The sequence below is a fragment of the Pseudomonas sp. GW822-FHT05A08 genome (genome assembly GCF_058800485.1).
This window is the reverse complement of the sequence record NZ_CM179511.1, coordinates 1,976,650-1,991,039: the sequence shown is the minus strand read 5'-3', so window position 1 is coordinate 1,991,039 and position 14,390 is coordinate 1,976,650. Positions and strand designations below refer to the sequence as shown.

The following is a 14,390-nucleotide window of genomic DNA, read 5'->3' as shown; positions in this document are numbered from 1 at the left end:
CACAGCCCAGTGGCGCTCCCACTGGGCTTTCCTTGTTTGAGGACTTCCCGTGCGTTCATTGTTCTGGCGCATCCTCGCCAGCTTCTGGCTGGCCATCACTCTGGTTGCAGGGCTGTCGATTCTGCTTGGCCACATGCTGAACCAGGATGCCTGGATCCTCAGTCGCCATCCGGGCCTCAATACCCTGGCCGAAGAGTGGACGCGCACCTACGAAGAACAAGGCGAAGACGCCGCCCAGGAGATCCTGGAGCAGCGCAAGCACCAGTATCACGTCAACGTGCAAGTGCTCAACGACGCCGGCGACCCGGTGGTCCGTGGTACCTTCCCGCGCCGCGCGGCCGCCTTGGAGGCCCGGCAGAACAACGATGACCGGCGCCTGCCCTGGCGGCGCCTGACCGCCGAATACACCAGCCCGAAAACCGGCGAGACCTACCTGCTGATCTACCGCATCCCCCATCCGGAACTGGACGCCTGGCACCGCGACAGCCTGCTGTGGCCGCTGAGTGCCCTGACCATCGCGCTGGTGGTGCTGACCCTGTTCAGCCTGCTGGTGACCCTGTCCATCACCCGCCCCCTCAGCCGTTTACGCGGTGCGGTGCATGACCTGGGGCAGGCCACCTACCAACAGAACAGCCTGGCCCGCCTGGCCGCCCGCCGCGACGAGTTCGGCGTGCTGGCCAAGGACTTCAACCGCATGGGCTCGCGCCTGCAAAGCCTGATCGGCAGCCAGCGCCAACTGCTGCGCGACGTCTCCCACGAGCTGCGCTCGCCGCTGGCGCGCCTGCGCATCGCCCTGGCACTGGCCGAGCGCGCCACAGTCGAGGAGCGCGAGCGCCTGTGGCCGCGCCTGATCCGCGAGTGCGATCGCCTGGAAGCGCTGATCAGCGAAATCCTGGTGCTGGCCCGGGTCGATGCCGACAACGCCAGCGCCGAAGAGGTGGACCTCAACGCCCTGCTCGATAACCTGCAGAAGGATGCCCAACTGGCCTGCCCGGAACAGCCGGTGAACATCCAGGCCGAATCGCAACTCAGCCTCAAGGGCTGGCCGACCATGATCGAGCGGGCGGTGGACAATCTGCTGCGCAATGCCCAGCGCTTCAACCCGGCCGGACAGCCGATCGAAGTACAGGCATTGCGTCAGGGGGACAGGATCGTGCTCAGCGTCCGCGATCACGGCCCCGGTGTGGAGGCCGAACATTTGCGCCAGCTGGGGGAACCCTTCTACCGCGCCCCGGGCCAGACCGCGCCGGGTCACGGGCTGGGCCTGGCCATCGCCCGACGTGCCGCGGAACGCCATGGCGGCAGCCTGACCCTAGACAATCATCCGCAGGGTGGTTTTATCGCCAGCCTGGCGTTGCCGTTGGTGCCAGGCGTTAGCGCTCAGGCCTGAAAAGCATCGCGGGCAAGTCGGAGCGAGGCTTGCCCGCGATTGGCTATCCGCTACACCGCGACTCTAGGATCAGGCCTTGCCCGACCAGGCGCTGACGAACTCCGCCGTATCCACCTTGGGCGCGACCCGTGGCTCGTTCAGTGGTGTGCCCAGATACAGGAAGGCGATGATCTCTTCACCTTCGCCCAGGCCAAGGCCCTTGGCGACATGGGGCGAATAGGACAGCTCGCCGGTACGCCATACCGCACCGATACCCTGGGCATAGGCCGCCAGCAGGATGCCGTGGGCGGCACAGCCGGCCGCCAACCGTTGCTCCGACTTCGGCACCTTGACGTGTTCCTGCAGGCGAGCCACCACAACCACCACCAACGGCGCGCGCAATGGCATGGCACGGGCCTTGTCCAGGGCCGCCTGGGTCACTTCGCCCCCCTGCAATTGCACCGCCTCCACCAGCAGCTCGCCCAACTGTTCGCGGGCCGCGCCTTCCACCGTCAGAAAGCGCCACGGCCGCAACTGACCATGATCCGGGGCGCGCAATGCCGCCGCGAACAGCGCTTCGCGTTGCGCCGCCGTCGGCGCCGGGTCCACCAGACGCGGTACGGAAACACGGTTGAGCAATGCGTCGAGAGCCTCCATCGGCCACCTCCTGAAAAAAATGTCCGGCCATTCTACCGGGAAGTGCCTTCCGGGTGCCGGTTTACATGCTCTGCGCCGCAGGTAGAATGGCGCCCTCCTTATCAGCCCCGAGCGGACCTCATGGCGTTGCCGACCCTACGGATCATTGGTTTCATCATCGGCATTTTCCTGATCACCCTGGCCATCGCCATGGTCATTCCGATGGCGACCCTGGTGCTGTTCGAACGCACCGGCGACCTGCCGTCGTTCCTCTGGGCCAGCATGATCACTTTCGTCGCCGGCCTGGCCCTGGTGATACCGGGGCGTCCGGAACATGTGCACCTGCGTCCGCGGGACATGTACCTTCTGACGGTGTCCAGCTGGCTGGTGGTGTGCATCTTCGCCGCCCTGCCGTTTTTGCTGACCCAGCACATCAGCTACACCGACTCGTTCTTTGAAAGCATGTCCGGCATCACCGCCACCGGCGCCACCGTGCTCAGCGGCCTGGACAACATGTCGCCGGGCATCCTGATGTGGCGCTCCCTGCTGCACTGGCTCGGCGGCATCGGCTTCATCGGCATGGCGGTGGCGATCCTGCCGCTGCTGCGCATCGGTGGCATGCGCCTGTTCCAGACCGAATCTTCGGACCGCTCGGAAAAGGTCATGCCGCGCTCGCACATGGTGGCGCGGCTGATCGTGGCGGCGTATGTCGGCATCACCATTCTCGGCAGCCTGGCCTTCTGGTGGGCCGGGATGAGCCTGTTCGACGCGATCAACCACGCGATGTCGGCGATTTCCACCGGCGGCTTCTCCACCTCCGACAGCTCGCTGGCGCACTGGCCGCAACCGGCGGTGCACTGGGTGGCGGTGGTGGTGATGATCCTCGGCAGCCTGCCGTTCACCCTGTACGTCGCCACCCTGCGCGGCAACCGCCGGGCGCTGATCAAGGACCAGCAGGTCCAGGGCCTGCTCGGGATGCTGCTGGTGACCTGGCTGGTGCTCGGCACCTGGTACTGGTGGACCACCCAGCTGCATTGGCTGGAAGCCCTGCGTCACGTTGCGCTGAACGTCACATCGGTGGTCACCACCACCGGTTTCGCCCTGGGCGACTACAGCCTGTGGGGCAACTTCTCGCTGATGCTGTTCTTTTACCTGGGCTTCGTCGGCGGCTGTTCCGGCTCGACCGCCGGCGGGATCAAGATCTTCCGCTTCCAGGTCGCCTATATCCTGCTCAAGGCCAACTTGAACCAGCTGATCCACCCGCGCGCGGTGATCAAGCAGAAGTACAACGGTCACCGTCTCGACGAGGAAATCGTCCGTTCGATCCTGACCTTCTCGTTCTTCTTCGCCATCACCATCTGCGTGATCGCCCTGGCGCTGTCGCTGCTGGGTGTGGACTGGATGACCGCCCTGACCGGCGCGGCCAGTACGGTGTCGGGGGTCGGCCCGGGCCTGGGCGAAACCATCGGTCCGGCCGGCAACTTCGCCACCCTGCCGGACGCCGCCAAGTGGATTCTGTCCCTGGGCATGCTGCTCGGCCGGTTGGAGATCATCACCGTATTCGTACTGTGTATTCCGGCATTCTGGCGTCACTGACAGCGGCCCCGGATTCCTGCAATCGCGCCCGGTATTCGCCGGGCGTGGCATCGAACCAGCGGCGAAAAGCGCGGAAAAAGTTGCTCGGATCGGCAAACCCCAACAGATAGGCAATCTCCAGCAGGGTCATGCTCGGCTGCGCCAGGTACTGCTCGGCCAGCTCACGACGGGTGTCGTCGAGCAGAGTCTGGAAACTGGTGCCCTCCTCCTGCAGACGCCGTTGCAGGGTGCGCTGGGACAGGTGCAGGGTCTGGGCCACGGTTTCGCGCTTCGGCTCGCCCTGGGGCAGCAACCGGCACAACGCCTGGCGGGCCTTGTGTGTCACCCGGCTTTCGGAGAACCGCGCCAGGTACTCACCGGCAAAGCGGTCATGCAGCCGCGCCATGGCCTCATTGGCGGTCGGCAACGGCGCTTCCATATCGGCCCGCTCGAAAATCAACGCATCGTAAGGCGCGTTGAACACCAGCGGCGCATGAAACGCCTGCTTGTAGGGCTCCAGATCGACCGGTACCGCCCCCTGCATCAGGACCTGGCGCGGCTGCAGCGTACGCCCGGTCAGCCAGCCACACAGCGCCAGCGCGCAGGCCAGCGAGGCTTCGGCACTTTGCCGGGTCGGCGGCAGATGATCGCCGTGCACCGTCAGAATCAGCGCATAACCTTCAGGTAAAAGCCGGAAACTCAGGTCAGCGCTTTCCGCGATGATCCGCTGATAGCGCACCAAACGCTGGAAACCCTCGACCAGGGTACGACTGGACATCAGGGCATACCCGGCCACGTTGAAGGAGGCCGGTCGCACCACCTTGCCCATGTTCAGGCCGATCGCCGGGTTGCCGGACTGCTCCACCGCACGCTGCCAGAGACGCGTCATCGAGTCCTGGGGGAAGCGTGCGTCCGGGTCGTCCAGCGCGGCATAGTCGAGCCCGATCTGCTTGAACAATGCACGGCAATCCAGGCCGTCCATCTCCAGAGCTTTGACAATTCCCATCGCCCAGCTTGCAGAAGTCGTTCGTTCGCTCATGGTGGGTTCTTTTACATGATGAGCCGCATGCCACGGCCGATTTCCCAAGGATACCAACCCATAGAGCGTAATTTACATCGCTTTATTTACAAGGGTTCCAGGCAGTTCATCTTAGCCAGTTAGGGATCGATAGAAGCTATGGGACTCCGCAATGCCAATATAATGGCATTGCGCCCTTCCATCTCGTGCTGTCCAATAGGCTGAATAGAATCCTATCGCCAATGGCAATCCGCATGAGCATCATGTAATGTGCATGCCAATTTATATACCGTTCCGTGCAAAGGACCGCAGCAAATGCTCCTGTTTTTTTCCGCTCTTCTACTGTGCATTCCTTTGCGAATCTTTGTTCCAGCTTTGGGTGTCGAGATTGCCCCGGCTGATGTACTGTGCCTATTTGCGCTGTTCTATGTATTAACAATCCACCCTAAAATAAACCGCTGGCTTCTTCTTAGTATTTTCCTGTCACTCACCTCACTAATCTTCGTCCAATCGATATACATGCCTGGCAATATCGGTCGCGCATTACTTTCCATGGCTTTTTTCTTCAAACCATATTTAATCTACCTGCTAGGACAAAGCCTTGGAGTACGAAACTTTCAGCCAGAAAAGTTCAACAAGACAATCATCTTGCTTCTTTCTATCACAGCCTTTGCAGCCACTGTCGACGCCATATTCGTCAAACATCATGTAGCTGCAATTGCAGAATTCGAAAGGATACCTGGAGAGTGGATTCTGGGCGGTATATTCGATCCTACTTTCTTTGGTTTGAAATTCCACGGCAGTAATGGCATCAATGGAATTGCCGTATTCTTTTCTTTTGCATTTATGACGTTGCTAGCGCTCGGCGTCGTTATGAAACCCGTAAAAAATGTAAAAATCATTGCATGCATCGGCATGCTATGTTGCTTGATTCTGGTTCTTGGCAGTGGCTCAAGACAAGCCGCCTTTGGCGTGCTGATCAGCGGTATTTGTTATTTGCTCATGGGAAAAATGACAACTAACAGACTATTTTGGGCGAACCTTTCCGGGGTTTTCGCGATACTGGTGACACTAGTCGTAATAACCTTCTTCTCACAATATTTCGTCGAACTGTTTGCGAAGGCTCGAATAATGGCCGAGAACATCTCCGATGGAAACTGGGACGCCGTATCCTCTGGAAGACTGGGTCTATATGTAATCCTTGTCGAAGATTTGTTAAAAAGCCCAATATTCGGCACCGGGTTCAGCGGCTATGGCATTTTCGACTCTGGACTGGGTTACTTTGAAAATGATGTCAGTACTTCCGGGTACACCCCTCACAATCAGTACCTGGGCGCACTGTGGAAAATGGGGGCTCTCGCGGGGATCTTCTACTTCGCCTTCCTTTGGAATATTACCCGCCCATTCTTTAGAAACCCACAAAAAACCAAGTACCAACGCAATCTATATATCGCGACAGCTATTCTTATCGTTCCATTTTTCACTGTATTCAATGTGTTCCAGGATGGCTTGTCCTCACCATCCACTGGACCATTACTGCTTTTCCTCATTGGTTACTACAGGCGAGGGCTCGAATTGAGCTATCTGGATACCAATGAGACTCCAGATAACAAACCGGCCCAGCCGGTTGATGCCAAGCTACCGACATAAGGTGGCTGGCAGCCCCCCTTGTGCGCTACAGCTAGCCAAGGTCACTACGAACCGCCTGCCCCGGCTGTCCCAATAGCTCACTGGCCCAACGCAAGCCTCCACCATCCAGCCCCCAGAGCGGCCCTCCCCTTGCTGGAGAACTCAGAAGAAACCCGGCACGTTACTCGAACCGGGCTTGCCGTGCCTGCGCTTCAAGGCTGCGGCGTCGGTTGGAGGAACATCCGCTGCAAGTTGCGTAACAGCTCATAAGGACTGAACAGCAATCACAAGAATGTATCGCTGCTGGATATCTTCACCTGAGACAAAGGCAGATTAGGTGCGGAAGCATTTCTCAAAGACAAAAGGACTATGGCCATATAGCCTCTAAACCTTATTTCCCGAGTTTCATTCCAAGGATACTAAAGTGGCGCCTATTGTCACTGGCCCCAGCCATTGATGACTCTAGACTCAAATAAGCTCCCCGCAGAGCGTCCCGCTGGCAGAACAACAACCACAGAGATCGCAGTCGTGGATAACATCAAGCAGTTCAATAGCTTCGCCGAGTTCTATCCGTATTACCTGAGCGAACACAGCAACAGCACCTGCCGCCGCCTGCACTTCGTGGGCACGACCCTGGTGATCTTCATCCTCGCCTTCGCCATCGGCAAAGGCGCCTGGCTATTGCTGCTGGCCCTGCCGGTGGCCGGCTACAGCTTCGCCTGGGTCGGTCATTTCTTCTTCGAGAAGAACCGCCCGGCCACCTTCCAGCATCCGTTCTACAGCCTTGTGGGCGATTTCGTCATGTACCGCGACATGCTGACCGGCAAGGTGCCGTTCTAGGCCTGGCCGGACAGCAAGCCGTCCTGCACAGCCAGTGCAGGATTGGATCCAAGGCATAGACTCCCATCGTTGCGCAAAAAAACAACAAGAGGATGGCCGATGAACGCTCACGCCCGTTTCACCCACATGAAGGATGGCACCCAGGAAGACTGGGCGATCATCGCCGCGGATTTCAGTGCCTATGCCAAGCAGTTGCCGGCGCGCATCGTGGCGCACCTGAAGTTGCTCGAGGGCGATTTTGGCGGCTTCCCGGTGGACCGCCTGACCCACTCGCTGCAAACCGCCAGCCGGGCCTGGCATGACGGCCGCGACGAGGAATACGTAGTCTGCGCCCTGCTCCACGACATCGGCGACACCCTGGGTTCCTACAATCACCCGGACATCGCCGCGGCGATCCTCAAGCCCTTCGTCAGCCCCGAGAACCTATGGATGGTGGAGAAGCACGGGATCTTCCAGGGCTACTACTTCTTCCATCACCTGGGCATGGACCGGCACCTGCGCGAACAATTCAAGGACCACCCGCTGTATCTGCAGACCGCCGAGTTCTGTGCCAAGTACGACGCCGCGGCGTTCGATCCAGGCTACGACAGCCTGCCCCTGAGCTTTTTCGAACCCATGCTCGAACGCCTGTTCGCCCAGCCGAAAAACTCGATCTACAAGGCGGCCATAAAGGAACACGCACCGGCCTGAGGACAGCAGAGCGGCCATCGCGAGCAAGCTCGCTCCTACAAGTAGGAGCGAGCTTGCTCGCGATACTATTCAGGCCAGCTCCGCGACCTTGGCCTGTTCGGCCTTGCGCTGCGCCTCCCGCGCCTGGGCGTCGGCCAGGCGATACAGTTCGATGGTGCCGTCCCAGTGCTCGATCAGGGCGGTGCACGACTCGACCCAATCCCCGCAGTTGAGGTAGTCCACCTCGCCGACCTTGCGGATCTCGGCATGGTGAATGTGCCCGCACACCACGCCGTGCAACTCGCGCTTCACGCATTCGTGAGCGATGGCTTCCTCGAAGTCGCTGATAAAGCTGACCGCGGTCTTGACCTTGTGCTTGAGGTAGGCCGACAACGACCAGTAACCGTAGCCGTAACGCGCCCGCCAGTGATTCAGCCAGCGATTGAGGGTCAGGGTGAACTCGTAGGCCGAGTCGCCGAGAAAGGCCAGCCAGCGATGGTAGCGGGTGATGACATCGAACTGGTCGCCATGGATCACCAGCAGGTGCCGGCCGTCGGCGGTGACGTGCACCGCCTCGTCCACCAACTGGATATTGCCCAGGATCAGCTTCGAATAACGGCGCAGGAATTCGTCGTGGTTGCCGGTGACATAGATCACCTCGGTGCCGCGCTTGCTCATGGTCAGCAGGCGGCGGATGACGTTGGTGTGTGCCTGGGGCCAGTACATGCCGCCGCGCAGCTTCCAGCCGTCGATGATGTCGCCGACCAGGTAGATCCGGTCGGCGTGATAGCCCTTGAGGAACTGCGACAGATGCTCCGCCTGGCAGTCCCGGGTGCCCAGATGCACATCGGAAATCCACAGGGTGCGCACGCGTTGTTTACGGCTGGGTCTGGCGAGTTCGGCACTGGTCATGGGCACGCTCCTGCATTTTCTGCGAGCTTGCGCCCCAGCGATTAATCGCCTGTGACAGAAATACGGCAGTCCGATGACAACGCTGAAGCCCGGGCCGCCGGTGTAGACTGCCGTTCTGCCAAGGAGACTGCGATGAGACCGATCCTCACGCTACGCCAATACAGCCACGACCTGATCGTCCACAGCCACGAACACGCGCAACTGGTGTTCGGCCTGTCGGGCCAGCTCGACTTCGAGGTCGACGGCCAGGGCAGTCAGGTGGTCCAGCAGAGCTTCGTGGTGGTGCCTTCCGGCGCCCATCATGCCTGCGGCAGCCCCAACGGCAGTCGCTGCCTGGTGCTCGACGTGCCCGACGAACATTGGCTGCTGCAGTCGCTGGGCGATCACGCCGATGCCAGTCGCCGCCTGCTCGACAACCCTGGGCGCCTGCCCCTGGATACGGCGCAGAGCCAGCTGGTCAACTGGCTCGCCGGCAGCCCGGTCAACGACCCGCTGATTGCCCAGCAAGGCGCCGTGCTGTTACTGGCCAGCCTCAACCAGGCCAGCCCCGCCAGCGTCGGCGGCCGACGCCTGCCCTATGCCGCCTTGAATGCCCATATCGATAAACACGCCGCCCATCCGCTGCAAGTGGCCGACCTGGCGCAAATCGCCGGACTGTCCAGCGCTCGCCTGCATGCGCGGTTTGTCGCCGAATGCGGGCAGACGCCGATGGACTACATCCGCAGCCGGCGCCTGCACATGGCCGCCGGGCTGTTGCGCGATTCGGCACTGCCCATCGGCGAAATCGCCAGCCGCGTCGGCTACAGCTCCCAGAGCGCCTTCGCCGCCGCGGTGCTGCGCGAGTTCGGCGTCTCCCCCGGCAAGCTGCGGCGCGCGACGGGCCAGCGCTAGACTGTCGACAAAAAACGCGAGGATCGCGACAGACCGGGTCCTGCCCAGGCTTTTAGACTGGCACCGCTCCGCTCAACCGTTTTGAAGGATTGAAATGACTCCGCGTACTGCCCTTGGCGCCCTGCATATCGGCGCATTGATGTTCGGCCTCACCGGTGTATTCGGCAAACTCGCCGCCGCTTCGCCGGCCATCATCGTCTTTGGTCGCGCGGCGTTCGCGGTGCTCGCCCTGGCGTTCTTCGCCCGCTGCGCCAGCAGCATCCGCTGGCAACGGCTGCAGGCCACGGACTGGTGGCGCCTGTTGCTCAGCGGCCTGCTGCTGGCCGGGCACTGGGTGAGTTTCTTCATCGCGGTGAAAGTCGCCGGCGTGGCCATCGCCACCCTGGGCTTCGCCAGCTTCCCGGCCTTCACGGTGATCCTCGAGGGGCTGATCTTTCGTGAGCGGATCCGCCTCAACGAGATCGTCCTGGTGGCCCTGGTCAGCGTCGGCCTGGTGCTGGTTACGCCGGACTTCGACCTCGCCAGCGAAGCCACCAGCGGGCTGCTCTGGGCCGTGGGATCGGGTCTGCTGTTCGCCCTGCTGTCACTGAACAATCGCGCCAGTTCCGCGCGCATCCCGGCGGTGCAGGCGGCACTATGCCAGAACGTGGTGGTTGCCTTGTGCTTGCTGCCGGTGGCGGCCCCAGGACTGAGCGAGGTCCGGGCCCTCGACTGGTTGTGGATCAGCTTGCTCGGCATCTTCTGCACCGGCCTGGCCCACAGCCTGTTCGTCGCCAGCCTCGCGGTGATCAAGGCCCGCACTGCGGCGGTGGTGTTCGCCCTGGAGCCGGTCTACGGGATTACCGTGGCCTGGCTGCTGTTCAACGAGACGCCGACGCTACGGATGCTGATCGGTGGCGTCTTGATCATCCTCGCCATCGTGGTCTCCAGCAGCCTGTCCGGCTCAAGCAAAAAAGCGCCAGTGGCAGAAGTCGCGTCTCACTGAGTGCGGTCGTTGTGGCCGAGGTCGCGCTGCGGATCGATCTGGTCGCGCACCCGCTGCTTGAGTACCTTGGCTTCGGGAAAACCGCCATCGGCCTTGCGTTCCCAGATCTGTACGCCGTCGCAGGTAATGCGGAACGTGCCGCCGGTGGCCGGCTCCAGGGACACCTTGCCCAGGTCGTCGCTGAAGGTGCTCAGCAGTTCCTGGGCCAGCCAGGCGGCGCGCAGCAGCCACTGGCACTGGGTGCAATAGGTGATGACCACTTCGGGTTTACGTTCTGACATGGTGCTGCCGACTCCTGGGCTCAAGGGCGTCGTTATAATAGCCGCCTTTATCGCTCGCCCCGAGATCCATGATGCGTCGTTTGCTGTCCTGCCTGCTCCTGTGTTTGCTCCCCGTGTTCCTGCACGCCGCCGAAGCGCCACGGCCGAAGATCGGCCTGGTGTTGTCCGGCGGCGCCGCCCGTGGCCTGGCGCATATCGGCGTGCTCAAGGCCCTGGAGGAGCAAGGCGTGAAGATCGATGCAATTGCCGGCACCAGCATGGGCGCGGTGATCGGCGGGCTGTACGCCTCGGGCTACAAGATCGACGAGCTGGAAAAACTGGCCCTGAGCATCGACTGGCAACAGGCGCTGTCCGACGCGCCACCCCGGGAAGACATACCGTTTCGTCGCAAGCAGGATGACCGCGACTTCCTGGTAAAACAGAAACTCAGCTTCCGCGACGACGGTAGCCTCGGCCTGCCGCTGGGGGTCATCCAGGGCCAGAACCTGGCGCTGCTGCTGGAAAGCATGCTGGCCCATGCCAGCGATACCCGGGACTTCGACAAGCTGCCGATCCCCTTCCGCGCGGTCGCCACCGACATCGCCAGCGGCGAGAAAGTAGTGTTCCGCAAGGGCCACCTGCCCCGGGTGATCCGCGCCAGCATGTCGATCCCGGCGGTGTTCGCTCCGGTGGAAATGGATGGCCGGCTACTGGTGGACGGTGGCATGACCGACAACATTCCGCTGGATGTGGCCCGCGACATGGGCGTGGACATCGCCATCGTGGTCGACATCGGCACCCCGTTGCGCTCGCGCCAGCAGTTGGCGACCGTGGTCGATGTGCTGAACCAGTCGATCACCCTGATGACCCGGCGCAACTCCGAGGAACAACTGGCGACCCTGCACAAGAATGACGTGCTGATCCAGCCGCCCCTGGCCAGTTTCGGGGTCACCGACTTCGGCCGCGCCCAGGAAATGATCGACGCCGGCTACCGCGCCACCCGCATCCTCGACCCCCGCCTGGCGCCGCTGAGCCGGGCCGAACCGATGGATGCCGAACTCAGCGCCGCGCGCACGCCGAGCCAGCGCACCCCGATCATCACCGCGATCCGGGTGGAAAACGATTCGAAGGTCAGCGACGACGTGATCCGTTACTACATCCGCCAGCACATCGGCGAGCCTCTGGACCTGGGCCGGCTGCAGACCGACATGGGCACGCTGTATGGCCTGGACTACTTCGAGCAGGTGCAATACCGCGTGGTCCACAAGGGCAATGACCACACCCTGGTGATCAACGCCCGGGGCAAACGCAGCGGCACCGACTACCTGCGCCTGGGGCTGAACCTGTCCGACGACATGCGCGGCGACAGCGCCTTCAACCTGGGCGCCAGCTACCGGGTCAACGGCATCAACAGCCTCGGCGCCGAATGGCTGACCCGGGTGCAGATCGGTGATCAGCAGGAGCTCTACAGCGAGTTCTATCAACCATTGGATGTCGGCTCGCGCTACTTCATCGCGCCTTACATCGGCATCGAGTCGCAGAACATCGAAGCCGTGCTGGATAACGACCCGATCGCCGAATACCGCCTGGAGCGCTACGGTTTCGGCCTCAATATCGGGCGCCAGATCGGTAACAGCGGCGAGATCCGCTTCGGTGTCGGCGAGGCCTGGGGCAAGGCCGATGTCCGCGTCGGCGACCAGGACCTGCCCAGCGAAAGCTTCAACGAGGGCTACTACGAACTGCGCTACTCGTTCGACTCCCTGGACAATGTCTACTTCCCCCATGAGGGCGAGGACATCGGCCTGTCGCTGCGCCAGTTCGAACCCAGCCTGGGCTCGGACAAGCGCTACCGGCAGTGGGAGTTCAAGCTGGACAAGGCCCTGAGCAGCGGCCCGAACACCTTTATCCTCGGCGGTCGGTATGGCCGGACCCTGGATGAGGCCGAAGTGGTGACCTCAAGCTTCGTGCTCGGCGGCGCCCGCCAGCTGTCGGGCTTCCGCCAGGATGCGCTCTCGGGCCAGAACATCAGCCTGATGCGGGGCGTCTACTACCGGCGGCTGACACCCCGCTCCTACCTGCCCCTGGACTTCCCGCTGTATATCGGCGGTTCCCTGGAGCGAGGGCGGGCCTGGAACAACGACAACGAGTTCGACAGTGGCTACATCAACGCCGCCAGCATCTTCCTTGGTTTCGACACGCCGCTGGGGCCGCTGAATTTCAGTTACGGCATCAACGACGACAACCAGAAAGCGGTCTACCTCAACTTGGGCCAGACGTTCTGAGGCTTAGTGTCCGACTCGGCTTCGGCCTTGCTGCCGGCGCCCGGCTCGTCTGGCTCCTCCAGGCGCCAGACGATCGAATCGGCATTGAATGGCGCCGGTGCTGCGGTAGGAGACGCCGGAACGCTGGAGGGCTCGGAAGGTGCGATCAGGTCCCAGTCGACATCGATCGACGGCTCGCGATCAGCCAACCGATCTCCTGCCACGGGCTGTACCGGAGCAACAGGGGGCGTTGATCTGAACGACTCCTGGGCTGCCACCGTCGTCACAGCACTGGCCAGCGTTCGTGTGGGCCGACTCTCGGGGGCCATCTGTGCCTCCGGTACGGCGGCGGACTGACGACGGCGACGCACGACCAACACCACCAGCCAGGCCGTCAACAGCAAGGCAGCAAGCATCAGCCAGGGATTCGAGCCTTCATCAGTCTCCGGGGCCTGTTCGGCTGGCTGGGGTGGGCTGGCGGCGGTGGGTGTCACGGCCCCGGGCGCCGGGGCAGGATGATCGGCAGGCTTGCTCCGGGCTTCGGCCAACTGACGTTGCAACTCCACCAGCTGTTGCTGCTGGCGCGCCAGTTGTTCGTCCCGCTGCTGCAATGTGTTGCGCAACTCTTGGGCCTGGTCCTGCAATTGCTGGTTGGCCTGCAGGGCTTGCGCCAATTGTCCGGCCGCGGGATCGCTCGCCTTGGCCGCCGCGGGTGGCGCCTGGGTGGCGATCGCCGGTTCGGGTTTTGCTACCCCCCTGACCGGGGCCGGCACTATCTCGGGGCTGCCCGGGGGATCGATCAGCAGCGTGTATTCGCGCAACTGCCGGCCATTGGCCTGGTTCACCTGCAGCAGGAAATCCAGGAACGGTTCGTTCACCGGCTTGCTCGACACCACCCGGATTACCCTGCGCTCGCCCTGCAAAACCTGGGTAAAACGCAAATCTTCGAGAAACGGCAAGCGCTCGATACCGGCCTGTTTGAACTCGCCGGCCGTCGCCAGGCTGACCGACAACTCGCCCTCCTCCAGGCCTTGCGCCTGCACCAGGGCGATCTCCGCCTCCAGCGGCTGGTTCAGCGCCGAATGCACGGTGATTTCACCCAGGCCCACCGCCGAGGCCAGGGACGAATACAAGGCCGCCAGCACCGGCAGAAGGAACAAGGAACGATTCTTCGCCACCCAGGACGACCCGACGAAACCGCGCAGAGCGGCCAGCAGACTCTGGAACATGAGCACCCTTTTTGAGGACCGAAAGCGAGCACAGCGGCGATACGCTGGCTGCGCATGCCGCTGTGGACCTGGTATTTCTTATAGTCCGCCGGTGTCGGTAGCTCAAAAATCCGCGG

Annotated in this window: 13 protein-coding genes; 8 read left to right on the top strand and 5 right to left on the bottom strand. The window is 62.2% G+C overall.

Annotated elements, in window-relative coordinates; translation table 11 throughout:
• Positions 1–49 precede the first annotated feature (49 nt).
• Positions 50–1,390, top strand: coding sequence for a sensor histidine kinase (locus AC3RCP_RS08975; RefSeq protein WP_492569653.1), 1,341 nt, complete (start codon positions 50–52; stop codon positions 1,388–1,390).
• Positions 1,391–1,459: 69 nt separating this feature from the next.
• On the opposite strand, the gene AC3RCP_RS08970 is transcribed toward AC3RCP_RS08975, so the two are convergent.
• On the bottom strand, positions 1,460–2,026 hold the full coding sequence (locus AC3RCP_RS08970) for a nitroreductase family protein (protein WP_007929740.1): 567 nt from the start codon (positions 2,024–2,026) through the stop codon (positions 1,460–1,462).
• 120 nt (positions 2,027–2,146) lie between these two features.
• On the opposite strand from AC3RCP_RS08970, the gene AC3RCP_RS08965 reads away from it, so the two are divergent.
• Positions 2,147–3,601: a TrkH family potassium uptake protein gene (locus AC3RCP_RS08965; RefSeq protein ID WP_009042687.1), complete on the top strand. Its 1,455-nt coding sequence runs from the start codon at positions 2,147–2,149 to the stop codon at positions 3,599–3,601.
• Here AC3RCP_RS08965 and AC3RCP_RS08960 read toward each other — a convergent pair.
• Positions 3,558–4,619, bottom strand: coding sequence for an AraC family transcriptional regulator (locus tag AC3RCP_RS08960; RefSeq protein ID WP_101337145.1), 1,062 nt, complete (start codon positions 4,617–4,619; stop codon positions 3,558–3,560). The two genes, AC3RCP_RS08965 and AC3RCP_RS08960, sit on opposite strands and share 44 nt — an antisense overlap.
• Before the next feature lie 294 nt (positions 4,620–4,913).
• Between AC3RCP_RS08960 and AC3RCP_RS08955 the strand changes: the two genes are divergently transcribed.
• The 3 genes from AC3RCP_RS08955 (at position 4,914) to AC3RCP_RS08945 (ending at position 7,757) form a co-directional block, all read left to right on the top strand.
• Positions 4,914–6,248: an O-antigen ligase family protein gene (locus tag AC3RCP_RS08955; RefSeq protein WP_101337144.1), complete on the top strand. Its 1,335-nt coding sequence runs from the start codon at positions 4,914–4,916 to the stop codon at positions 6,246–6,248.
• Positions 6,249–6,755: 507 nt separating this feature from the next.
• Positions 6,756–7,067, top strand: coding sequence for an Mpo1-like protein (locus AC3RCP_RS08950; protein ID WP_101337143.1), 312 nt, complete (start codon positions 6,756–6,758; stop codon positions 7,065–7,067).
• A 99-nt stretch (positions 7,068–7,166) separates the two neighbouring features.
• Positions 7,167–7,757: an HD domain-containing protein gene (locus AC3RCP_RS08945; protein ID WP_007929745.1), complete on the top strand. Its 591-nt coding sequence runs from the start codon at positions 7,167–7,169 to the stop codon at positions 7,755–7,757.
• Positions 7,758–7,826: 69 nt separating this feature from the next.
• On the opposite strand, the gene AC3RCP_RS08940 is transcribed toward AC3RCP_RS08945, so the two are convergent.
• Positions 7,827–8,648 carry a UDP-2,3-diacylglucosamine diphosphatase gene (locus AC3RCP_RS08940; RefSeq protein WP_101337141.1) on the bottom strand — a complete coding sequence of 274 codons (822 nt, stop codon included), beginning with the start codon at positions 8,646–8,648 and terminating at the stop codon, positions 7,827–7,829.
• A 132-nt stretch (positions 8,649–8,780) separates the two neighbouring features.
• Here AC3RCP_RS08940 and AC3RCP_RS08935 point away from each other — a divergent pair, with 132 nt between their 5' ends.
• Both AC3RCP_RS08935 and AC3RCP_RS08930 read left to right on the top strand, forming a co-directional pair.
• On the top strand, positions 8,781–9,539 hold the full coding sequence (locus AC3RCP_RS08935) for a helix-turn-helix transcriptional regulator (protein WP_053260082.1): 759 nt from the start codon (positions 8,781–8,783) through the stop codon (positions 9,537–9,539).
• Between the two features lie 94 nt (positions 9,540–9,633).
• Entirely contained in the window at positions 9,634–10,524 is an 891-nt protein-coding gene (locus AC3RCP_RS08930; protein ID WP_007929748.1) for a DMT family transporter, read from the top strand.
• Here the strand turns inward: AC3RCP_RS08930 and AC3RCP_RS08925 are convergent.
• Positions 10,518–10,805, bottom strand: coding sequence for an Rdx family protein (locus AC3RCP_RS08925; protein ID WP_007929749.1), 288 nt, complete (start codon positions 10,803–10,805; stop codon positions 10,518–10,520). The two genes, AC3RCP_RS08930 and AC3RCP_RS08925, sit on opposite strands and share 7 nt — an antisense overlap.
• Before the next feature lie 71 nt (positions 10,806–10,876).
• On the opposite strand from AC3RCP_RS08925, the gene AC3RCP_RS08920 reads away from it, so the two are divergent.
• On the top strand, positions 10,877–13,066 hold the full coding sequence (locus tag AC3RCP_RS08920) for a patatin-like phospholipase family protein (protein ID WP_492569649.1): 2,190 nt from the start codon (positions 10,877–10,879) through the stop codon (positions 13,064–13,066).
• Here the strand turns inward: AC3RCP_RS08920 and AC3RCP_RS08915 are convergent.
• Entirely contained in the window at positions 13,039–14,274 is a 1,236-nt protein-coding gene (locus AC3RCP_RS08915) for a type IV pilus assembly protein FimV (RefSeq protein WP_492569647.1), read from the bottom strand. The two genes, AC3RCP_RS08920 and AC3RCP_RS08915, sit on opposite strands and share 28 nt — an antisense overlap.
• Positions 14,275–14,390: the final 116 nt, after the last annotated feature.